We start from the raw sequence: 22506 nt of genomic DNA, 5'->3' as shown, positions 1-22506 counted from the left end.
CGCTCCTCTTTATACGATCTTCCGTATGCCGCCACGCCGCACGGCCGCGATTTCATCGCTGCAATGCAGCAAAAAACACGCGTTTATTCTTGACCACCCCGGCGTCACGTCACGATAAGCTTCGACTCAAGCAGCAAGAACACGGGCCGCGTGCGCCCGGGGCGGGAGATGCCATGAGCGAAGAGCTCGAACGCGAGTCGATGGAATACGACGTCGTCATCGTCGGCGGCGGACCGGCGGGCCTTTCGGCCGCCATTCGGCTCAAGCAACTGGCCGCCCAGGCCGGATCCGAGGTCTCGGTGGCGGTGCTGGAAAAGGGCTCAGAGGTCGGGGCCCACATCCTGTCCGGCGCGGTGATCGACCCCAAGGGCCTGGCCGAGCTGTTCCCCGACTGGAAGGAACGCGGCGCGCCGCTGGAGACGCCGGTCACCACGGACCGCTTCCGGTTGCTGGGCCCGCAGGGCGACCTGGCTCTGCCGATGTTCGCCATGCCGCCGTTCATGCACAATCACGGCTGCTACATCGCCTCGCTGGGCAATGTCTCGCGCTGGCTGGCGACCCAGGCCGAGGAGCTGGGCGTCGAGATCTATCCGGGCTTCGCCGCCTCGGACATGGTCTGGAACGACGACGGTTCGCTGAAGGGCGTGGTCGTCGGCGTGGTCGGCGTCGCCAAGGACGGCCACCACAAGCCCGACTACCAGCCGGGCATGGAACTGCACGGCAAGTACGTGTTCATCGCCGAGGGCGTGCGCGGCTCGCTGGCCAAGCAGTTGATCGCCAAGTTCGACCTGTCGGCCGGCAAGTCGCCGCAGAAGTTCGGCATCGGCATCAAGGAACTGTGGCAGGTGCCGCCAGAAAAGCACCAGCCCGGCCTGGTCGAACACACCACTGGCTGGCCGCTGGACAACCAGACCGGCGGCGGCAGCTTCATGTACCACTTCGGGGACAACTACGTGTCCATCGGCTACGTGGTGCATCTCAACTACAAGAACCCCTGGCTGTCGCCGTTCGACGAGTTCCAGCGCTTCAAGCACCACCCGGCGGTCAAGCCGCACCTGGAAGGCGGCAAGCGCATCGCCTACGGCGCGCGGGCCATCACCGAGGGCGGCTACCAGTCGGTGCCGAAGCTGACCTTCCCGGGCGGCGTGCTGATCGGCTGCTCGGCCGGCTTCGTCAACGTGCCGCGCATCAAGGGCAGCCATAACGCCATGAAGACCGGCATGCTGGCCGCCGAGGAGGCCTTCAAGGCCATCGGGGCCGGCCGGGCCAGCGACGAACTGGTCGATTACCAGACCGCCTACGAGGCTTCGTGGGTGGCCAAGGAGCTGAAGGTCGTCCGCAACGCCAAGCCGCTGCTGGGCAAGTTCGGCACCGCCCTGGGCGGGGCGCTGGGCATGTTCGACATGTGGGTGACCCACCTGACCGGCGGCTTCTCGTTCTTCGGCACGATGAAGCACCACAAGACCGACGCCGCCTCGACGGGGCTGGCCAAGGACTACAAGCCGCTGGTCTATCCCAAGCCGGACGGCGTGATCAGCTTCGACAAGCTGTCGTCGGTGTTCATCTCGGCCACCAACCACGAGGAAGACCAGCCGGCCCACCTGACGCTGAAGGACCCGTCGATCCCGATCGCGGTCAACCTGCCCAAGTACGGCGAACCGGCCCGGCTCTACTGTCCGGCGGGCGTCTACGAGGTGCTCTACAACGAGCAGGGGACCGACCCGCGCTTCCAGATCAACGCCCAGAACTGCGTCCATTGCAAAACCTGCGACATCAAGGATCCGTCGCAGAACATCGTCTGGACCACGCCCGAGGGCGGCGGCGGGCCCAACTACCCGAACATGTGACGTGCAGGGCGCGGTTCGATCGCTCGAACCGCGCTCGTTGGTCTTGCGATGCGCCGGGAAAGCGATGAGGGTGCGGGCATGACGCGTATCAAGCTGCTTATCGCCCTTCTTTCGGCCTCGGCCCTGACCGCCTGCGCCGCCACCGCGCCGGGCCCCGACGGCCCGTCGCTGCGCGGCGAGGTCGCCAATGATCCTGGCTGGGGCGGGTCGCGCTCGGCCTATGGCCAGTTCCTGGCCGGCCAGGCGGCTCTGCAGAACGGCTCCAACGTCCAGGCCGCCGGTTATTTCAACGAGGCGCGCGAGCTGGACGAGGATCCGGGCGTGCTGGGCGATCGCGCCTTCACGGCGGCCCTGCTGGGCGGCGACGTGCAGCGCGCCGCCGCCATCGCCCCGCACGGGCCCGAGGCCGGCGAGGCCGTGCGCCGCCTGGGGGCTCTGACCCGGGTGGTCGACCTGCTGGCCGACAACAAGGGCAAGGAAGCCCAGGCCTTGCTCAAGGCCGAGGCCATCGGTTTCCCCCATCGTCCCGCCGCGGTGCTGCTGGGGCCCTGGCTGGCCGCCGCGGCCGGCGACGACGCCGACGCCGTGGTCCGTCCCGAGCTTCAAGGCGACCGGTTCGTGCAGTATTTCGGCCAACTGGGCCAGGCGCGCCTCTATGAGCGGGCCAAGCGCTATGACGAGGCCGAGACCGACTACAAGGCGCTGATGGCGCTGGACAACGCCCGAGGCCTGTTCGTGGGCGACTACGGCGAGTTCCTGGAGCGGCGCAAGCGCCACGGCGAGGCCGTGGCGCTGTACGACGCGACCCTGGCCCGCGAGCCCGACGACCAGGCGCTGGTGCGGGCGCGCGACCGGGCGGCCGCTCGCGGCGCGGCGCCGGCCATGCCGACCCTGCGCCAGGGGGCGGCCCATGTGCTGGTGGCTTGCGGGGCCAGTTTCGCCAGTGAGCGCCAGAGCCAGTTCGGCCTGGCCTATCTGCGCCTGGCCCTGCGGCTGGACCCCAAGCGCGACGACGCCTGGCTGCTGGTCGGCGACCTGCTGGCCCAGGACGACGACGCGGCCGGGGCCCGCGAGGCCTACGGCAAGGTCCCCGCCAGCTCCACGCGCTACACCGCCGCCCAATCCAAACTGGCCTGGAGCTTCCAGACCGCCGGCGACAAGGCCAAGGCCGTGGCCATGGCCCAGCAGTCGGCGGCCGCCGCGCCCAAGGATCGCGACGCTCAGATCGCCTATGCCGACATCCTGCGAGCCAACGAGCACTGGGCCGAGTCGGCGGCCGTGCTGGATCCGCTGATCGCCGCCGACGCCGCCAAGCCCGACTGGCGCCTGCTGTACATGCGCGGCATCGCCCTGGAGCGCGCCGAGCGTTGGGGCGAGGCCGAGCGCGACCTGCTGCAGGCCCTCAAGCTCAGCCCCGACGAGCCGGACCTGCTGAACTATCTGGGCTACTCCTGGATCGACCGCGGCCAGCGCCTGCCCGAGGCGATCGCCATGGTCCAGAAGGCGGTCGACGCCCGGCCGCTGTCTGGGGCAATGCTCGACTCCCTGGGCTGGGGCTACTACCGCCAGGGCGACTACAAGACCGCCGTGGCCAAGCTGGAGCAGGCCGTCGAGCTCGAGCCGGGCGACCCCGACGTCAACGGCCACCTGGGCGACGCCTATTGGCGGATCGGGCGCCAGGTCGAGGCCCGCTACCAGTGGCAGCGCGTGCTCAGCCTGGAGCCGGACGCCAAGCAAAAGGCCGACGCCGAGGCCAAGCTGAAGAACGGCCTGGACGGGCCGCGGGCCAAGGTGGCGACGGCGGGGTAGCATCGGCGGTCATTCCGACCTCGGCCGGGCGATCACCAAATCCTGTCATCCCGGACGAGCGCATAGCGCGAAGATCCGGGACCGCCACAAGCGCATGCGTTCACGCGCCGGTCCCGGGTCTGCGCTTCGCTATGCCCGGGATGACAGTGGTAAGTGGTCATATGCGTCATTCGCCGTCTTGTGCCAGTGACCCAAGCCGAGCTAACCCGACCATCTCGACCGACCGCGCCGTGCGACGAATGAAAGACAAGGGCCCGCCATGCGCCTCGACGCCTTCGCCCCGGCCAAGGTCAATCTGTTCCTGCATGTCGGCGGACCCGACGCGGCGGACTATCATCCGATCTCCAGCCTGATGCTGTTCGCCGATGTCGGCGACACGGTCAGCCTGCGGCCGGCCGACGCGCTGAGCTTCGAGGCCACCGGCCGGTTCGGCGGCCAGATCCCGGTCGACGACGGCAATCTGGTGGTGCGGGCCGCCTCGGCCCTGCGCGCCCGGCTGGGCGGCCCGATCCCGCCATTCCGGCTGATCCTCGACAAGGCCCTGCCGATCGCCGCCGGTCTGGGCGGCGGCTCCAGCGACGCCGGGGCGGCCCTGCGCCTGCTGCGCGAAGCCCTGGCTCCCGACCTACCCGACGTCGAGCTGGAGGCCGTGGCCGCCAGCCTGGGCGCCGACGGCGCGGCCTGCCTGTGGGGCGCGCCGGTGCTGGCCCAGGGCAGGGGGGAGCGCCTGTCGCTGGCGCCGCTGCTGCCGGACCTGCACGCGGTGCTGGTCAACCCCCTGGTCCCGTCGCCGACCGGCGCGGTCTATCGCGCCTACGACGCGGCGGTCGCGCCCGGCGGCGAGGCCATGCCGCCGCTGTTGGACGGCCTTACGAGCGTCGAGGAGGTCTGCGCCTGGCTGGCCGGCTTCACCCGCAACGACCTGCAGGCCCCGGCCGTGGCCCTGCAGCCGCGCATCGGCGAGGTGCTGGATCTGCTGGCCGACGAGCCCGAGACGCTGCTGGCCCGGATGTCCGGCTCCGGCGCCACGTGCTTTGCCCTGTGCGCCGGCGATATCGAGGCCGAGGGCCTGGCCGAGCGGATCGAGCAGATGCGGCCAAGCTGGTGGGTGAAGCGTTGCCGCCTGGGCGGGCCTTGGGCCTAGGTTCCTAGAGCGTTTCCCGACCTGACTGCATCAGGCCGGGCGCTCTAGGTTTTTGTTTTTGCACATTTTCTTCACGCGAACCGGTGTCCACTTCGCTCGAAAATGCTTTAGGGCCGGTGGCCGATCTCGACAAGGATCGGCCCGGGCGCCTCGAAATAGAACTGAAAGCCGCCGCGCTGGTGTGCTGGCGGCGCGGGCAGGTTCACGCCGGCCAGGAGCAGGCGGTCGTACCGCGCCCACACCGCCGCCTCGGACTCCAGCAGGAAGCCGATGTGGAAGGCGCCCGGATAGGCCGCCCGTGGGTCCTTGGGCCAGCGGCTGAGCACCAGGACCAGGCCGGTTTCGTCCTTGAGGATCGCCAGGCCGTTCTGGCCCAGGGTCTGGGCATGGACGAAGTCCAGATGGGCTTCGAAGAAGGCGCGGGTCTGCGCGATGTCGCGAACCGCCAGGTCGATGTGGTTGAGGCGCATGGATGTCGTCCTTCGATCATGAAGGCCCGACGGACGATGGGTCGCGATCTTGCTCACCAGACACACCCCGCCGAGCCGCCGGCGCGGGATGCGCCGGTTTGCTCGCCGTGGGTTCTCGTGGCCCTGAAAGGGCCAAGGAGCAGACTTCCCGAAGCGGGAAGGGACCGGACTTACCAAAAACCGATCCTGTCTTTTTCGACGCGTCCAGGATCGGTTGTCCTGCCGCGCGGGTCAAGCGCTCCGCCCAAGGAAAAGGCCCGGAAGCCGAAGCTTCCGGGCCCTTCTTTTGGACCGAACCTGAACCCCAGCCTTAGCTGTGGTAGGCGCGTTCGCCGTGCTCGGAGATGTCCAGGCCTTCTTCCTCGGCTTCCGGCGAAGCCTTCAGGCCGATGATCAGCTTGATCACGAAGAACACGATGGCCGAGGCGATGGCCGACCACAGGATGGTCACGCCGACGGCCTTGACCTGGGCCATCACCTGGGTGGCCAGGCTGTAGACCGCGGTGTCGCAGCTCGAGATGTCGCCGTCCTTGGCGCAGGTGGTGTAGTCGACGACGCCGGCGCCGCCCCAGGCGGGGTTGACCAGGAAGCCGGTGCCGATGGCGCCGACGATGCCGCCGATGCCATGGATGCCGAAGGCGTCCAGGCTGTCATCGTACTTCAGCGCGTTCTTCACGATCGAGCAGAAGAAGATGCAGATCGGCGAGACGACCAGGCCCAGGATCACCGCGCCCATCGGGCCGGCGAAACCGGCGGCCGGGGTGACGGCGACCAGGCCGGCCACCACGCCCGAAGCCAGGCCCAGGGCCGACGGCTTCTTCTTGGTGACCCACTCGACGACGATCCAGGACAGGCCGGCGGCGGCGGTGGCGACGAAGGTGTTGATCATCGCCAGCGAGGCGTAGCCGTTGGATTCCAGGTTGGAGCCGGCGTTGAAGCCGAACCAGCCCACCCACAGCAGGCCGGCGCCGACCAGGGTCAGGGTCAGGGAGTGCGGGGGCATCGGCTCCTTGCCGTAGCCTTGGCGCTTGCCGAGGATCAGGGCGCCGACCAGGGCGGCGATACCGGCGTTGATGTGGACCACGGTGCCGCCGGCGAAGTCGAGGGCGCCGAAGCTCCAGATCAGGCCGGCCTTGATCGGGGCGGTCGGATTGGTCGCGATGGCGTCAGGACCCGGCCACCACCAGACCATGTGGGCCATCGGGTAGTAGGAGAGCAGGGGCCACAGGACGGCGAAGGCGACGATGGCGGCGAACTTCATGCGCTCGACCAGCGAGCCGACCACGAGGGCGGCGGTGATCGCGGCGAAGGTCGCCTGGAACGAGATGAAGGTCAGCTCGGGGATGACGACGCCGGTCGAGAACGTCGCGACGTTGCTGGCCGGGGTCACGTCCTTGAGGAACAGGCGGCTCAGGCCGCCCACGAAGCTGTCCCAGCTGCCGCCGTCGGTGAAGGCGAAGCTGTAGCCCCACAGCACCCAGGCGACGAAGCCGATGATGGCGACGGTCGAGACCTGCATCATCACCGACAGCATGTTCTTGGAGCGGACCAGGCCGCCGTAGAACAGGGCCAGGCCGGGGATGATCATCAGCAGGACCAGGACGGTCGAGGTGAGCATCCAGGCGTTGTCGCCCTTGTCCATCTTGTCGACGATGGCCGCGGGCGCGGCTTCGGCGGGGGCAGGGGTGGCGGCCGGCGTGGCCGGAGCCGGCGCGGCCTCGGCGGGCGCGGCGGCGGCCGGCGCGGGCGCGGCCTCCTGGGCGAAGGCGACAGCGCCGAGCGGCGCCCCCGCGATGGTCGCGGCGAGCATCAGCCCGGCCAGCGGTTTGCCAAAAAGCGTCTTTGCGATTTTCATCGTTGGTATCCCCTTTTCCCCGATGATTTACAGAGCGGCCGGGCCGGTCTCGCCGGTCCGGATGCGAACGGCTTCCTCGACATTGAGGACGAAGATCTTGCCGTCGCCGATCTTTCCCGTCGCCGCCGCGGCCTTGACCGCCTCGACCGCCTTGGCCGCCGACGCATCGTCGACGACGGCTTCCAGCTTCACCTTGGGCACGAAGTTCACTTGGTACTCCGCGCCACGATAGATTTCGGTCTGGCCCTTCTGACGGCCGTAACCCTTGACCTCGGACACCGTCAGGCCTTCGACGCCCGCGGCGACGAGCGCCTCGCGGACCTCGTCGAGCTTGAAGGGTTTGACGATCGCTATGATCAGTTTCATCCGCCTTGCTCCGACCCGCCGACTTCGCGGGTTCCCCTTAGAATTGGTTTTAGAGCGCGTTGCTCACTCGCACCGCGACACGACTCCCTAGGAGCCCCATCGTTTCCCCGGCGCTGATCACGCTATCGGTCGTGCTTGCGACATGACCGCCGCGCGGTAGGGAATTGGAAACGAAAGGGACATGGCGCCTAAAAACTAGGCGATGAGGGTCGTTAATGATCGAAAAAGCGGCGTTTTGTGGCTCGAAGCGGCGTCTGGCGGGAGCTGTCGCCATCCGCATACAATCGGCCGCCCAAGCCTCGCGACCGGAGCCGTCGTCAGACATGCCTTCCCTCTGGATCAAGGTCGCGCCTTGGGCGCTGCTGGTCGTCTCGAACGTCTTCATGACCTTCGCCTGGTACGGTCACCTGAAGAACCGTTCGATGACCCTGCTGCTGGCGATCTTCACCGGCTGGATGATCGCCTTGCCGGAATATGTGCTGGCCGTGACGGCCAATCGCATCGGCCACGACGTCTATACCACCGCCCAGCTGAAGACCGGCCAGGAGGCGATCACCCTGGTGGTCTTCTCGCTGTTCTCGATCTTCTATCTCGGCGAGGCGCTGCGATGGACCACGTTACTGGGGTTCGGCTTCATCTTCGTGGGCGTGGCCATCGTGATGTTGTTCAAGTAATCGCATCACGAGCCTGTGATGACCGCAACGAAAGGCCGAGCTGGGACGCTGTGTTGACTGGATTCCTTAACGAGGATCAGTCCCATGTTTGTGCGTCTTGCTACCGCCACCGCCGCGCTGGCGCTGATGTCCGGCGTGGCCATGGCTCAAACGACGGCGCCGGTGAATCCCGACCCCATGACCGCCGCCCCGGCCGAGCAGATGATGCCGGCCACCCCCCCGCCGCCGGTGACCGACCCCAGCGCCGCGACCATGTCGGCCCCCACGGGCACGGCGACCGACACCGCCGGCCGGGTGTCGTCCCTGCCACCCGAACAGCAGTCTGGGCTCAAGGCGGGCGACCCAAACGTCACCTCCAACCCGCCGATCGCCGACACGCCGGAGAACCGCAAGCTCTACGGCCAGCCGATCTCGAACGCTGGCAGGCGCTCGGCCCCCCGAGGCAACTAGGCCTCGCGGGCCTTTCCAACTCGGCTTGAAGCACAGGTCGGCGGGCCCTATGGTCCGCCGACTTTTTTCTGGCCCTGTTCGGACCCTGATGTCTTCCAAACCCCAGGCTGAAAAGCCCAAGTCGTTTCAAAGCCTGATCCTGACGCTCCATGACTATTGGAGCGCTCAGGGCTGCGTCATCCTGCAGCCGCACGATATCGAGGTGGGGGCGGGGACGCTGCACCCGGCCACGGTGCTGCGCGCCCTGGGCCCCAAGCCGTGGAACGCGGCCTATGTCCAGCCCTCGCGCCGCCCGGGCGATGGCCGCTATGGCGAGAACCCCAACCGCCTGCAGCACTATTACCAGTACCAGGTGATCCTGAAGCCCAACCCGCCGAACATGCAGGACCTGTATCTGGGGTCGCTGGAAGCCATCGGCCTGGACCTGCGCACCCACGACATCCGCTTCGTCGAGGACGACTGGGAAAACCCGACCGTGGGCGCTTGGGGCCTGGGCTGGGAGGTCTGGTGCGACGGCATGGAGGTGTCGCAATACACCTACTTCCAGCAGGTGGGCGGCCTGGACGTCTCGCCGGTGGCCGGCGAGTTGACCTACGGCCTGGAGCGCCTGGCCATGTACGTGTTCGGCGTCGACAACGTCTATGACCTGCCGTTCAACGACCCAGACGCGCCGCTGGGCCATCTGACCTATGGCGACGTGTTCCTGGAGAACGAGCGCCAGCACTCGGAAGCCAATTTCCACGGCTACGACGTGGCCGTGCTCAAGCGCCAGTTCGAGGACATGGAGCAGCAGGTCCCTCTGATGCTGGCCCGCGACTATCAGGGCAAGTCCCTGGTGCTGCCCGCCTATGACATGGTCCTCAAGGCCAGCCACCTTTTCAACCTGATGAACGCCCGCAGCGCGATCGCTGTCGCCGAGCGCGCCAGCTACATCGGCCGCATCCGCGACCTCTGTAAGCTGTGCGCCAGCGCCTGGGTCGAGCAGCAGGAAGAGGCGGCGTGATGACGACCTTCTATTCCTTCCCCCTGGAGGGGGGAAGGGCAGGGATGGGGGTGGCGCCGCCAGCCGCAAGCTGTGACTCCATCGCCCCATCCGGAACCGTTCCCACCCCCATCCCCAACCCTTCCCCCCTCCAGGGGGAAGGGAGCGCGCCCCTTTCTATTTTTGCCCGTCAAGGGGTCTAGAGCCGTCCAATGCCCCAACTCCTTCTCGAACTGTTCTCCGAAGAGATCCCCGCCCGCATGCAGGCCGGCGCCGCGCGCGACCTGGAGCGGATGGCGCGCGAGCACCTGGCCGCCGCCGGCTTCCTGCCCGAGGCGCTGAAGACCTTCGCCGGCCCGCGCCGCCTGACCCTGGTGGTCGAGGGCCTGCCGATCGCTCAGGCCGACCGCAAGGAAGAGCTGAAGGGCCCGCGCGTCGGCGCCCCGCCGCAAGCCCTGGAAGGCTTCCTGCGCAAGGCCGGCCTGACCCAGGACCAGCTGGTCGAGCGCGACGGCGTCTGGATGGCCTTCATCGACAAGAAGGGCCGCCCGACCGCCGAGATCGTCGCCGAGATGGTCGAGGCCATCGTCCGGGCCTTCCCGTGGCCCAAGTCGATGACCTGGGGCACGAGCAAGCTGCGCTGGGTGCGGCCGCTGAAGCGCATCCTCTGCGTGCTGGACCGCGAGGTCGTGCCGTTCGCCATCGAGGGCATCGAGAGCGGCGACGTCACCGAGGGCCACCGCTTCATGCGCGTCGGCCGCGGCTGGGGCGGCCAGCCGTTCAAGGCCCGCGACTTCGACGAATACAGCAAGGGCCTGATCGACCACTTCGTGGTGCTCGATGTCGAGGAGCGCAAGGCGCGCATCCTCGAGGGCTGCAAGACCCTGTGCTTCGCGCGCAACCTGGAACTGGTCGAAGACCAGGGCCTGTTGGAAGAGGTCGCCGGCCTGGCCGAATGGCCGACCCCGGTGCTGGGCGACATGGACCCGGCGTTCCTGGACCTGCCCGGCGAGGTGATCCGCACCTCGATGCGCACCCACCAGAAGTATTTCGCGGTCCGCGACCCGGCCCGTGAAGGCCTGGCCCCGCACTTCATCACCATCGCCAACGTGCAGGCCGCCGACGGCGGCAAGGTGATCGCCGAGGGCAACGCCAAGGTGCTGTCGGCCCGCCTGAGCGACGCCCGGTTCTTCTGGGACGAGGACAACAAGGCCGGCAATTTCGACAGCTGGCTGGAGAAGCTCAACGGCGTGACCTTCCACGCCAAGCTGGGCACCATGGCCGAGCGGGTGGAGCGGATCGCCGCCCTGGCCCGCGAGATCGCCCCGCTGGTCGGCGCCGACCCGGACAAGGCCGAGCAGGCCGCGCGCCTGGCCAAGGCGGACCTGGCCTCGCTGATGGTCGGCGAGTTCCCCGAACTGCAGGGCCTGATGGGCGGCTACTACGCCCGCGCCGCCGGGCTGGACGCCGAGATCGCCGACGCCATCCGCGACCACTACAAGCCCCAGGGCCCGGCCGACGCCGTCCCGACCGCGCCGCTGAGCGTGGCGGTGGCGCTGGCCGACAAGCTGGACACGCTGGTCGGGTTCTTCGCGATCGACGAGAAGCCGACGGGTTCGAAGGATCCCTACGCGCTGCGGCGGGCGGCGTTGGGGGTGATCCGCATACTGTTGGAGGGAGAACATCGTCTCCCGCTGAACGCGGCGGCTCGCAAGGCCAACCATATCAATGCTGAAAACCCCGCTGGGCAGTCCGGCAAGATGAGCGATCAAGTTGCGCCAGAAGTTGTGGCCTTCTTCGCCGACCGCCTGAAGGTCACCCTCAAGGACCAGGGCAAGCGCCACGACCTCGTTGACGCCGTGTTCGCCCTGGGCGACGACGACCTGGTCCGCATCGTCGCCCGGGTCGAGGCGCTGGACGGGTTCCTGACCACCGACGACGGCAAGAACCTGCTGGCCGGCTACAAGCGCGCCGGCAACATCCTCAAGGCCGAGGAGAAGAAGGGCTGGAAGGGCGAGGGCGAACGCCGCCTGCTGGACGACGCCTCGGCGCCGGAAGTGCAACTGCACGACGCCCTGCGGCTGGTCGAGCCGGCCCTGGCCGCCGCCCTGGCGGCCGAAGACTTCACCGCCGCCATGCGGGAGCTGGCCAGCCTGCGCGGCCCGGTCGACGCCTTCCTCGACGGCGTGTTCGTCAATTCGGAGGTCGCCGCCGAACGCGACAACCGCCTGAAGACCCTGGCCGCCGTCCGCGACGCCATGGGCCGGGTGGCCGACTTCTCGCTGATCGGCGGGTAGGGCGCCATCCAGCCCCAGCGCCGTCATTCCGGGCCTTGCGCCCGGGACCCGTCGCTCCGCCGCATAGGCAGAGGTTTGGCGCGCTATCCGTCCGCGAACAGCGAGATGAACTGGATCCGGGGTTCGGTACCGCAGCCTGTCGTAGCGGCCGGGTCGTAATAGATCTCGACTTCCCGGCGCGTGGTGAGGGCGGTGATCGTCGTCGCCATGATGCCGTCCTCGACGCCGGTGGTCGGGATCCGGAAATACATCAGCACGCCGTCGGTCTTGCGCTTCAGCGCCACCGTTCGGCAGGCAGGGACCTCATGGCCCTGGGTGCTGACGATCGTGCCGCGCACGGTCGTGCCCGCGGCCAGGGCGTGGCTCGACAGCGACACGGTCGCGCCGGCCATAGTGGAAAGAAGGATTTTCGCCAGTTTCATGGTGGCCTTGCCTTGTCGTCGCGATCGGCGGCGGGGTGGGGATCAATCCGCCGAGAACAGCGAAATATATTGAATCTTGGGGTCCGTACCGCAGCCTGACGTCATGGCGGGATCGTAGGTGATCTCGACCTCCAGCTGTGTCGCGAGCGCGGTGAGAGTCAGAGACATGATGCCGTTCTCGGTGCTGCTGGTCGGTATGCGGAATGGCATGACGGCGCCGTCGGTCTTGCGCTTCAGGACCACCGTGCGGCAGATGGGATTCTCGTGCCCCTCGGTCCTGATGACCGTGCCGCGCACGGTTGTGGACGCCGCGAAGGCCGGGCCCGCGAGGAGCGTCGCGCAGGCCAGGACGATGAGCAGGCTTTGGGTCAGTTTCATAGGCGTTCCAGAATTGTGCGCGGAAATCAGATGATCATGGCGCCTAGCTTGGCCTTGGGCGAATAGCGGGTGCGGAGCTCTGCTGCAACACAGGATGGAGTTGTGCGCGCCGCGCATGACGCGGTCTGCCTGCCTGAGACTCAGGAATGACGTTCGCGCGCCGCGCCTCCGCGCAAATCTCAGTCACGACAACGTTGTCATTGGAAGAATTTGCCGAAATTTCCGTTTAGACTGCGTAACGCAAACCGTCGGTGGACGCGTTCTTTGACAAGATGCTAGTGAACGGCCGGATATTGCAGTGCGGGATGGGCGTTTACGCTTTGTTGTCCCAGGCCAGGACGGCTCCGCTAGAGGGCCGCCGGCTTTTTCACTTATCGCAGGGTGAGCCAGAGATGCCGGTTGATACGCTGACCAAGACGCAGTGGGTCTATTCGTTCGGTGGAGGCGGCGCCGACGGCGACGCTTCGATGAAAAACCTGTTGGGCGGCAAGGGGGCGAATCTCGCCGAGATGTCGTCCCTGGGCCTGCCGGTGCCGCCGGGCTTCACGGTGACCACCGCCGCCTGCGTCCACTATTACGCCAACGGCAAGCAGTACCCGGCCGAGCTGGCCGAGCAGGTCAATGCCGGCCTGGCGACCGTGGAGCAGATCACCGGCAAGCGCTTCGGCGACGTCGAGAACCCGCTGCTGGTCTCGGTGCGCTCGGGCGCCCGGGCCTCGATGCCGGGCATGATGGACACCGTCCTCAACCTGGGCCTCAACGACGAGACGGTCGAGGGCCTGGCGATCCTGTCGGGCGACCGGCGCTTCGCCTATGACAGCTATCGCCGCTTCATCCAGATGTACTCGAACGTCGTGCTCGACCTGGAGCACCACATGTTCGAGGAGATTCTCGACGACCATAAGGACCGGCTGGACATCACCGTCGACACGGCCCTGACGGCCGACGACTGGGCCTCGGTGATCAAGGACTACAAGGCCGCCGTGCGCGACGCCCTGGGCAAGCCCTTCCCGCAGGACGCCCAGGAGCAGCTGTGGGGCGCGGTCGGCGCGGTGTTCGCCAGCTGGATGAACGACCGGGCCAAGTTCTATCGCCGCATGCACGACATCCCCGAGGCCTGGGGCACCGCCGTCAACATCCAGTCGATGGTGTTCGGCAACATGGGCGAGACCTCGGCCACCGGCGTGGCCTTCACCCGCAACCCCAGCAACGGTGACGCGCGGCTGTACGGCGAGTTCCTGATCAACGCCCAGGGCGAGGACGTGGTGGCAGGCATCCGCACGCCGCAGTCCCTGACCAAGGCGGCCCGCGAGGAGATGGGCGACACCACCCCGTCGATGGAAGAGGCGATGCCGACCGTCTTCGGCCAGTTCAAGACCGTGGTCGAGACGCTGGAGCGCCATTACCGCGACATGCAGGACATCGAGTTCACGGTGGAGCAGGGCAAGCTCTACATGCTCCAGACCCGCAACGGCAAACGCACCGCCAAGGCGGCGCTGAAGATCGCCGTCGACATGGCGGCCGAGGGCGTGATCTCGCGCGACGAGGCCATCGGCCGCGTCGAGCCGGCCTCGCTGGACCAGTTGCTGCACCCGACCATCGACCCGACCGCCCACCGCGACGTGATCGCCACCGGCCTGCCGGCCAGCCCCGGCGCGGCCACCGGCAAGATCGTCTTCGACAGCGACGCGGCCGAGAAGGCCGCCGCCGCCGGCGAGAGCGTCATCCTGGTGCGCGAGGAAACCTCGCCCGAGGACATCCACGGCATGCACGCGGCGCGGGGCATCATCACCGCGCGCGGTGGCATGACCAGCCATGCCGCCGTGGTGGCGCGCGGCATGGGCCGGCCCTGCGTCAGCGGCGCGGGCGACGTGTCGATCTTCGGCAAGGCCGGCTATTTCCGGGTGCGCGGCCGCGACTTCAAGGCCGGCGAGGTGATCACCATCGACGGTTCGACCGGCGAGATCCTCAACGGCGCGCCGATGATGATCGAGCCCGAACTGACCGGCGACTTCGCCACCCTGATGGGCTGGGCCGACCAGGTCCGTCGCCTGAAGGTGCGCGCCAACGCCGAGACCCCGCTCGACGCCAAGACCGCCCGCGGCTTCGGCGCCGAGGGCATCGGCCTGTGCCGCACCGAGCACATGTTCTTCGACGACACCCGGATCGCCGCCGTGCGCGAGATGATCCTGGCCGACGACGAGGCCGGCCGCCGCGCGGCCCTGGCCAAGATCGCGCCCTTCCAGAAGGCCGACTTCGTCGAGCTGTTCACGATCATGGAAGGCCTGCCGGTCACCATCCGCCTGCTTGACCCGCCGCTGCACGAGTTCCTGCCGCACACGGAAGAAGACGTCGTGGCCGTGGCCAAGGCCACCGGCCTGGACGCCGCCAAGCTGATGCTGCGGGCCAAGGAACTGCACGAGACCAACCCGATGCTCGGCCACCGGGGCTGCCGCCTGGGCGTCTCCTATCCCGAGATCTACGAGATGCAGGTCCGGGCGATCATCGAGGCCGCCTGCGACATCGCCCAGTCGGGCAAGGCCGCGCCGATCCCCGAGATCATGCACCCGCTGGTCGCCAAGGGCGAGGAGATGAAATACCTGCGCGACCTCACCGACCGCACGGCCAAGGCCGTTCTGGAAGAGCAGGGGATCGCGATCGAGTACACGGTCGGCACCATGATCGAGCTGCCGCGCGCCGCCCTGCGGGCCGGCGACCTGGCCGCCAACGCCGAGTTCTTCAGCTTCGGCACCAACGACCTGACCCAGACGACGTTCGGCATCAGCCGCGACGACGCCGGGAAGTTCCTGGGCGCCTATATCGACAAGGGCATCTTCGACAAGGACCCCTTCGTCTCGCTGGACCAGGAAGGCGTGGGCGACCTGATCCGCATCGCCGCCGAACGCGGCCGCGCGGCCCGTCCGGGGATCAAGATGGGCATTTGCGGCGAACACGGCGGCGACCCGGCCTCGATCACCTTCTGCGAGTCGGTGGGCCTGGACTATGTGTCGTGCTCCCCCTATCGCGTGCCGATCGCCCGTCTCGCGGCGGCGCAGGCGGCCTTGGGGAACAAGGGGTAGGGGTTCTTCCAACCCCATCCTTTCAACCGTCATCCCGGGCCTTGTGCCCGGGATCCCTGTGTCCGCCGCAGGTGCGGGGGTGTGGCGCGCCAGCGCGCCAAGGCGCTTCACCGTCAGCTGAACCAGGGTTCCCGGGCACAAGGCCCGGGATGACGGTGGTTGGAGGGCGAACCCGTAGGCGCCAACGGGACCACGACACCCTAGGGATGCTGGACACCCCGAGGCGGCGCATCTATCCGGGTATCAAGGATATCCGGGGGAGCGAATGGCCTATCTGCGCTGGCGGCGGTTCATTGAATTGGCGTCCCTCGATCGCCCCCGAGTGGGCGAGTTCTTCATGCGCCATCGCGACAAGCCGATCGTCCCGGCCCCGGTCGAGAAGTGGGACCGCGAGTACCGCGAGGGCGTTTATGACCGGTTGGCGCGCTCGGACCAGCGCCACCACCACCGCCTGTTGGCCGCGATGATCGCCGACCGCTGGCCCCAACCGCGCGTCCTGGAGATCGGGGCCGGGGAGGGCGTGCTGTTCGAAGCCCTCCGCGCCCACGCCCCGGCCCGCTATGTCGGCGTCGATTTCTCGGCCCCGGCGGTGGACAAGGGCCTGGCCCGCCTGACGGCCGAGCGCGAGGCTGGGGTGGTCGACCTGCGCCTCGGCGACGGTCGTGACTTCCGCACCGACGAGACCTTCGACGTCGTGGTGTTCTCCGAATGCATCGAGCACCTGGGCGAGGTCGAGGACCTGGTCGCCCACTATGCGCCGAACCTGCGGCCCGACGGCGCGGTGGGGCTGACCATGTGGCTGGCCCTGAAGCCGCTGCGCCTGTGGCATCGGCTGAAGACCCTCGGCCAGGTCGTGGACGAGGCGGTGGTCAATACCCCCTGGGGCGGCGGATGGCTGGTGGCGGTGGTGCGTCCGCTGCGGGCCGCGGCGACCAAGGCGATGCTGCTGGTCGCCACCCTGGCCTGCGTGGCGCCGACCGACGCCTTCGCCGCCCCGTCCCTCGACCTGCCGCTCTCCATCGACCTGGCGCGCGCCGCGATCGACGCCTGCGCCGCCAAGGGCCTGCCCGCCAGCGCCAGCGTCGTCGACGACACGGGCAACCCGCTGGTCGTCCTGCGCGCGCCCGCCAGTCCCAAGCCGCCGATCGCCGCGCCGCGCAAGGCCGCCACGGCCGTGAAGTTCGACGCTCCGGGCAGCGAGATGGAGCCGCGCGAGAAGGCAGATCCCGACTTCGCCGCCAGGATCGCCGCCGAACCGGACCGGCTGAACCCGCACGGCGGCTCGCTGCCGCTGCACATCGACGGCAAGCTGGTCGGCGGCCTGGCGGTGGCCGACGTCTCGCACGAGGCCGCGGACGCCTGCGCCCGGGCGGCGCTGGCGAGGTTCTCGGATCGGGTGAAGTAGGCCCTACCAAAGCCACCCCCTTTCAACCGTCATTCCGGGCGCAAGGCCCGGGATGACGATTCGAGGAGGGTAGGGGGCGCTAGCGAGCGCGCTCGCTCCACAGATCCAGGTCCGCTTCCCGCCCGATCAGGGCCAGGCCCGAGGCGATGGACTCGAACTCGCCGCCGCTCTCGATCTTCGCCGCCCCGAACCGGCGCAGGAAGATGTCGCGCACCGCCGGCACGAACGAACTGCCGCCGGTGAGGAACACCCGGTCGACGCCGTCGGGACCGAGGCCCGAGCGCTCCAGGGCCTGGTCGACGGCCGTTTCGATAGCCTTGAGCTCCGGGGCGATCCAGCCCTCGAAGTCGGCGCGCTTAACGTCCTTCTCGATCAGCACCGAGCCGGCCTCGAAGCGGAAGGTGGCTTCCTCGCGGCTGGACAAGGCTTCCTTCAGGCTGGAGACGGCGCGGTAGAGAGCGTAGCCGTGGTTGTCGTCCAGCACCTCGATCAGCCGCGCGATCTTCTCCGGTTCCATGGCCGTGCGCTGCAATGCGCGGATGTCGCGCATGTCCTTCGACGCTCGTAGCAGGGCCAGCTGATCCCAGCGGGCGAAGGCGGTGTAGTAGCGCTGCGGGATCGGCAGGCGGTTGTCGAAGGCCTTGTAGAGACTGCCCTTGCCCAGTTCCGGCGAGACCAGCTGGTCGATGATCCGGTAGTCGAAAGCGTCGCCGGCCACGCCGACGCCCGAGCGCGCCAGGGCGGTCGAGCGCAACTTGCCCCCGGAACGCTCGAAGCGGACGATCGAGAAGTCGCTGGTGCCGCCGCCGAAGTCGGCGACCAGCACGGTGGCGTCCTCCTTCAACTGGCGGGCGAAGAAGAAGGCCGCGCCGACCGGCTCGTAGGCATAGCGGATGTCGGTGAAGCCCAGGCGGGCGAACCCGGCCTCGTAGCGTCGCAGGGCCAGGGCCTCGTCGGGATTGCCGCCGGCGAAGGTCACGGGGCGCCCGACGATGACCCGCGCGGGCAGGGCGGCCATGGCGCCGCCGCCGTGCTCCTTCAGCTTCAGTAGGAAGGCGCCCAGCAGGTCCTCGAACAGGTAGCGCTTGTTGAGGATCTTGGTCTCGGTGAAGGCGGCGCTGGCGGCGAAGGTCTTGAACGACTGGATGAAGCGGGTCTCCAGCGGATCCTCGACATAGGCCTCGATCGCCCAGGGGCCGGCCTCGACCACCCGTTCGTTGGGACGGCCGTCCGTGCCCATGATCGCGTGGAAGCTCAGGGCCGAGCGGAAGGCGAAGATGTCGCCGGCCGAGGTCGGGAACCTCACCAGCGTGGCGGGGCCGTCGCCGTGGGTCATCGAGACCACGGTGTTGGTCGTGCCGAAGTCTATGCCGATGGTTGGGCCGATCGCCGGCTGGAGGTCGGACGTCATGGGGGGAGCCTGGGCGGGAGGAGGGCAGGGTTCCTAACGCCCCAGGCGCTGGCGTCAAGTGCGGCGGCGTTCCCCGCATTGACTTCGCGGCCGCCCTCCTGTCGATACGCCCCTCAACAGGAAGGGCTTGGCCTTGGAAGACTTCGACGTCGTGGTGCTGGGCGCCGGCGCGGCCGGAATGATGTGCGCCATCGAGGCGGGCAAGCGCGGCCGCTCGGTGCTGGTCATCGACCATGCCAAGGCCCCCGGCGAGAAGATCCGCATCAGCGGCGGCGGGCGCTGCAACTTCACCAACATCCACAGCGCCCCGGCCAACTTCCTGTCGGCCAATCCGAAGTTCTGCGTCTCGGCCCTGCGCCGCTACCGCCCGACCGACTTCATCGCCCTGGTCCAGAAGTACGACATCGCCTTCCACGAGAAGGCCCTGGGCCAGCTGTTCTGCGACGGCTCGGCCCGGCAGGTCATCGACATGCTGCTGACCGAGATGGACAGGGCCGGCGTGACGCTGCGGCTGGAGACCGAGGTCAGGGGCGTCGTGCGCGACGGCGAAGGCTATCGCGTCAACCTGTCGTACGGACCCGTCACCTGCCGGTCGCTGGTGGTCGCCACCGGCGGCAAGTCGATCCCCAAGATGGGCGCCACAGGCCTGGGCTACGAGATCGCCCAGCAGTTCGACCTGGCCCTGACCGAGATCCGGCCGGCCCTGGTGCCGCTGACCTTCGAGGTCAAGACCCTGGAGCGCCTGGCTCCACTGTCGGGCGTGGCGCTGGACACGGTGGTGGCCAGCGGCAGAACCAAGTTCGCCGAGGCCATGCTGTTCACCCATCGCGGCCTGTCGGGGCCGTCGATTCTCCAGATCTCATCCTATTGGCGCGAGGGCGGCGAGATCAGCGTCGACATGGCGCCGGGCGTCGACGTGTTCGCGACGCTGAAGGCGGCGCGGGTCGCCACCCCCAAGCGGGCGCTGTCGACGGTGCTGGCCGAGCTGCTGCCCAAGCGCCTGGCCCAGCTGATCGCCGAGGACGCCGGGGCCTACGGCAACCTGGCCGACTGCTCGGACGTGCTGCTGCGCGGCGTGGCGGCGACGGTCAACGCCTGGACGTTCAAGCCGGTGGGGTCGGAAGGCTATCGCACGGCGGAAGTGACGCTGGGCGGCGTCGACACCGACGGGCTGGACTCGCGGACCATGGAGGCCAAGGCCGCGCCGGGGCTCTACTTCATCGGCGAGGTGGTGGACGTCACCGGCTGGCTGGGCGGGTACAATTTCCAGTGGGCCTGGGCGTCGGGGTGGTGCGCGGGGCAGGCGGTTTAATTCCTCCCCCTATGGGGGAGGCGATCGCGTGGCGATCGGAGGGGGGAGTTATCGGCCGGTCGATCCGGGGTGCGGTCGAGGCCCTATCACTCCCCCCTCCGTCGGCTTCGCCGACACCTCCCCCAGAGGGGGAGGCTTTTAGTCACTACTTCTTCTTGAACGGCGCCTTGCCGCCGGCCGGCTTCTTGCCGAACGCGGGCTTCGCGCCAAATGCCGGCTTCGCCCCGAAGTCACCCTTGGCCTTGAAAGGCTTGGGGCCCTTGAATGGCGTGGCGGGACCATCGCCGCGCGGCTTGCCGGCATAGGGCTTGCCGCCCGGCGCGCCGTCGCGAGGACGGGCGACGTAGGGGGCCTTGGCCGGCTTGTGGTCCGGATCGTAGGGCACGCTCTCGCGGGCTTCACGCGGGGCGCGGCGCGGGGCCGGGCTTTCGTTCAGCGGCGAATAGGGCTGGCCGGCTTCCGGGCGCGGGGCGCGGGGCTTGAAGTCGCGGGGCGCTTCGTCACGGGGCGCGCGCGGCTTGAAGTCACGCGGGGCGTCGTTGCGTTCCGGGCGCGGCTTGTAGTCGCGCTTGGGCTCTTCGCCGCGGGCGTAGGGCTTGGCGTTGCTCACGCCGTCGGCGCCGTACGAAGACGGACGCGGCGCGTTGTCGCGCGGAGCCCGGTCGTTGTCGCGCGGCGGACGCGGCGTGAACTCACGGCGCGGCGCGTCGTGGTCGTCGCGCGGCGGACGGGGCGCGTATTCCTTGCGCGGGCCCGAAGCATCGCGGCCGGCCGGGGCCGTGGTCGGGGTGATGGTGACGTCGTCGCGCACGGTGGCCTGGACGGCGGCCCCGAACTTCACTTCCGCCTCGGCCGAGATCTCGAACTTGGTGTCGTAGTCGAAGATCCGGATCGAACCGATGTCCTTCTTGGTGATGTGGCCCAGGCGGCAGATCAGCGGGATCAGCCACTTGGGGTCGGCGTTGTTGCGGCGACCGGTGTTGAGGCGGAACCAGGCCGAGTTGGCCATGTCGGCGCGCGGTTCGCGCTCGGGACGATCGCCGAAGTCGCGCGGGCCACGGTCGGCGAAACGGTCGCCGCTGTCGTTGCTGCGCGGGCCGGCGTCGCGCGAGCCCATTTCCCGGCTACGGGGGCCGGGATCGGCGCCGTGGCGCGGGTCGTCATAGATCTCTTCCGGGGCCGGCAGCTTGGCGCGGCGGGTGCGGATCAGGGCGGCGGCGATTTCGAGCGGCGTGCGCTTGGCCAGCATGGCCTCGGCCAGGGCGGTGTCTTCCTCGACCACGGCTTCGTCGAAGATCGGATCGTCCAGCAGACGCTCGGTGTCCTTGAGGCGGATCTCGTCGGCGGTGGGGGCGCCGCCCCACTGGCCTTCGACGCCGGCGGCCATCAGCAGCTGCTCGGCCTTGCGGCGGCGGGTGTAGGGCACGACGAGCGCCGAGACGCCCTTCTTGCCGGCCCGGCCGGTGCGGCCCGAACGGTGCAGCAGGGTGGCCTTGTTGACCGGCAGTTCGGCGTGGATGACCAGGCCCAGATCGGGCAGGTCTAGACCTCGAGCAGCAACGTCGGTGGCGACGCAGACGCGGGCGTGGCCGTCGCGCAGCGCCTGCAGGGCGTCGGCGCGTTCACGTTGCGACAGCTCGCCCGACAGGCCGACCACGGCGAAGCCGCGCTCGCGCAGCTTGCTGTGCAGGGCGCGGACGCTTTCGCGGGTGTTGCAGAACACCAGGGCGCCGGGGCTTTCGAAATAGCGCAGCAGGTTGACGATGGCGTGTTCGGTCTCGTTCGGCGCCACGCGCACGGCGCGATATTCGATGTCGCGGTGCGGCTCGTTGCGGCCGATGGTGTCGATGCGGATGGCGTCGTTCTGGTAGCTCTTGGCCAGCTGCACGATCTCGCGCGCCAGGGTGGCCGAGAACAGCAGGGTGCGGCGCTCGCTCGGCGCGGCGTCGAGGATGAACTCGAGGTCCTCGCGGAAGCCCATGTCGAGCATCTCGTCGGCCTCGTCGAGGACGGCGACCTTCAGGGCCGACAGGTCCAGGTGGCCGCGCTCGATATGGTCGCGCAGGCGGCCGGGGGTGCCGACCACGATGTGGGCGCCGAAGTTCAGGGCCCGCTGCTCGCGGCGGGCGTCCATGCCGCCCACGCAGTTGACGACCACGGCGCCGGCGTCGGCATAGAGCCAGGTCAGCTCGCGATTGACCTGGATGGCCAGTTCGCGGGTCGGGGCGATCACCAGGCACATCGGCAGGCCGGCCTTGCCCAGCTTGTCGGCGTCGCCGATCAGGGTGGTGGCGGCGGCCAGGCCGAAGGCCACGGTCTTGCCCGAGCCGGTCTGGGCGCTGACCAGCAAGTCGCGGCCTTCGGCGTCGGCTTCCAGCACGGCGGCCTGGACGGGGGTGGGTTCGAGATAACCTTGAGCGGCAAGAGCCCGCTCAAGAGCGGGGTGGGAGGCGGGGAAGGGCATACAGGTCCAATTCGGTTCAAGCGGACGGCACACACACACGTGCGGCCCGCACCACGACCAAATACGACCCCCAAACGGACCGTGTTCTTGGTCAATATCTTCGAGAATAGACCGTTTTCGTCCGGATGCCGATGAGGGCG

Annotated in this window: 17 protein-coding genes; 10 read left to right on the top strand and 7 right to left on the bottom strand. The window is 68.6% G+C overall.

The window, feature by feature from the left end:
• Window positions 1-173: 173 nt before the first annotated feature.
• From ASD79_RS13865 to ASD79_RS13855, 3 genes are all read left to right on the top strand, one after another.
• Window positions 174-1847 (top strand): electron transfer flavoprotein-ubiquinone oxidoreductase, encoded by a 1674-nt coding sequence (locus ASD79_RS13865; RefSeq protein ID WP_056722575.1) that lies wholly within the window; start codon window positions 174-176, stop codon window positions 1845-1847.
• A 78-nt stretch (window positions 1848-1925) separates the two neighbouring features.
• On the top strand, window positions 1926-3656 hold the full coding sequence (locus ASD79_RS13860) for a tetratricopeptide repeat protein (RefSeq protein ID WP_056722573.1): 1731 nt from the start codon (window positions 1926-1928) through the stop codon (window positions 3654-3656).
• Window positions 3657-3915: 259 nt separating this feature from the next.
• Entirely contained in the window at window positions 3916-4800 is an 885-nt protein-coding gene (locus ASD79_RS13855) for a 4-(cytidine 5'-diphospho)-2-C-methyl-D-erythritol kinase (protein ID WP_056722570.1), read from the top strand.
• Between the two features lie 107 nt (window positions 4801-4907).
• Here ASD79_RS13855 and ASD79_RS13850 read toward each other — a convergent pair whose 3' ends face one another.
• From ASD79_RS13850 to ASD79_RS13840, 3 genes are all read right to left on the bottom strand, one after another.
• Window positions 4908-5270 (bottom strand): VOC family protein, encoded by a 363-nt coding sequence (locus ASD79_RS13850; protein ID WP_056722568.1) that lies wholly within the window; start codon window positions 5268-5270, stop codon window positions 4908-4910.
• A gap of 310 nt (window positions 5271-5580) precedes the next feature.
• Window positions 5581-7125, bottom strand: a complete 1545-nt coding sequence (locus tag ASD79_RS13845; RefSeq protein WP_056722566.1) for an ammonium transporter — start codon at window positions 7123-7125, stop codon at window positions 5581-5583.
• 27 nt (window positions 7126-7152) lie between these two features.
• Complete coding sequence (locus tag ASD79_RS13840; protein ID WP_007665036.1) at window positions 7153-7491, bottom strand: P-II family nitrogen regulator; 339 nt, start codon at window positions 7489-7491, stop codon at window positions 7153-7155.
• A gap of 323 nt (window positions 7492-7814) precedes the next feature.
• Between ASD79_RS13840 and ASD79_RS13835 the strand changes: the two genes are divergently transcribed.
• From ASD79_RS13835 to glyS, 4 genes are all read left to right on the top strand, one after another.
• A complete protein-coding gene (locus ASD79_RS13835; RefSeq protein WP_056722564.1) occupies window positions 7815-8165 on the top strand; it encodes a DMT family protein in 351 nt (116 codons plus the stop codon).
• Between the two features lie 84 nt (window positions 8166-8249).
• Window positions 8250-8615, top strand: coding sequence for a hypothetical protein (locus tag ASD79_RS13830; protein ID WP_056722562.1), 366 nt, complete (start codon window positions 8250-8252; stop codon window positions 8613-8615).
• 88 nt (window positions 8616-8703) lie between these two features.
• Window positions 8704-9618, top strand: coding sequence for a glycine--tRNA ligase subunit alpha (locus ASD79_RS13825; RefSeq protein ID WP_056722560.1), 915 nt, complete (start codon window positions 8704-8706; stop codon window positions 9616-9618).
• Between the two features lie 191 nt (window positions 9619-9809).
• On the top strand, window positions 9810-11894 hold the full coding sequence (gene glyS / locus ASD79_RS13820; RefSeq protein WP_056722558.1) for a glycine--tRNA ligase subunit beta: 2085 nt from the start codon (window positions 9810-9812) through the stop codon (window positions 11892-11894).
• Window positions 11895-11977: 83 nt separating this feature from the next.
• On the opposite strand, the gene ASD79_RS13815 is transcribed toward glyS, so the two are convergent.
• Together ASD79_RS13815 and ASD79_RS13810 are read right to left on the bottom strand one after the other, a co-directional pair.
• Complete coding sequence (locus tag ASD79_RS13815) at window positions 11978-12316, bottom strand: hypothetical protein (protein ID WP_156400499.1); 339 nt, start codon at window positions 12314-12316, stop codon at window positions 11978-11980.
• A 42-nt stretch (window positions 12317-12358) separates the two neighbouring features.
• Window positions 12359-12694 (bottom strand): hypothetical protein, encoded by a 336-nt coding sequence (locus ASD79_RS13810; RefSeq protein ID WP_056722554.1) that lies wholly within the window; start codon window positions 12692-12694, stop codon window positions 12359-12361.
• Window positions 12695-13086: 392 nt separating this feature from the next.
• On the opposite strand from ASD79_RS13810, the gene ppdK reads away from it, so the two are divergent.
• Both ppdK and ASD79_RS23430 read left to right on the top strand, forming a co-directional pair.
• The gene (gene ppdK / locus ASD79_RS13805) at window positions 13087-15774 is read left to right on the top strand and encodes a pyruvate, phosphate dikinase (protein WP_056722552.1); all 2688 of its coding nucleotides are present in this window, start codon (window positions 13087-13089) and stop codon (window positions 15772-15774) included.
• Window positions 15775-16111: 337 nt separating this feature from the next.
• Window positions 16112-17179 (top strand): heme-binding protein, encoded by a 1068-nt coding sequence (locus ASD79_RS23430; RefSeq protein ID WP_235524446.1) that lies wholly within the window; start codon window positions 16112-16114, stop codon window positions 17177-17179.
• A gap of 79 nt (window positions 17180-17258) precedes the next feature.
• On the opposite strand, the gene ASD79_RS13795 is transcribed toward ASD79_RS23430, so the two are convergent.
• On the bottom strand, window positions 17259-18590 hold the full coding sequence (locus ASD79_RS13795) for an Hsp70 family protein (protein ID WP_056722550.1): 1332 nt from the start codon (window positions 18588-18590) through the stop codon (window positions 17259-17261).
• A 133-nt stretch (window positions 18591-18723) separates the two neighbouring features.
• On the opposite strand from ASD79_RS13795, the gene ASD79_RS13790 reads away from it, so the two are divergent.
• Window positions 18724-19902 carry an NAD(P)/FAD-dependent oxidoreductase gene (locus ASD79_RS13790; RefSeq protein WP_056722548.1) on the top strand — a complete coding sequence of 393 codons (1179 nt, stop codon included), beginning with the start codon at window positions 18724-18726 and terminating at the stop codon, window positions 19900-19902.
• Window positions 19903-20047: 145 nt separating this feature from the next.
• Here ASD79_RS13790 and ASD79_RS13785 read toward each other — a convergent pair whose 3' ends face one another.
• The gene (locus ASD79_RS13785) at window positions 20048-22366 is read right to left on the bottom strand and encodes a DEAD/DEAH box helicase (RefSeq protein ID WP_056722546.1); all 2319 of its coding nucleotides are present in this window, start codon (window positions 22364-22366) and stop codon (window positions 20048-20050) included.
• Window positions 22367-22506 lie beyond the last annotated feature (140 nt).

Origin of the sequence: Caulobacter sp. Root655, from assembly GCF_001427665.1 — a bacterium.
In the GTDB taxonomy this organism is placed as follows: Bacteria; Pseudomonadota; Alphaproteobacteria; order Caulobacterales; family Caulobacteraceae; genus Caulobacter.
The sequence above is the reverse complement of the archived record's forward strand: the minus strand, read 5'-3'. Positions and strand labels throughout refer to the sequence as shown.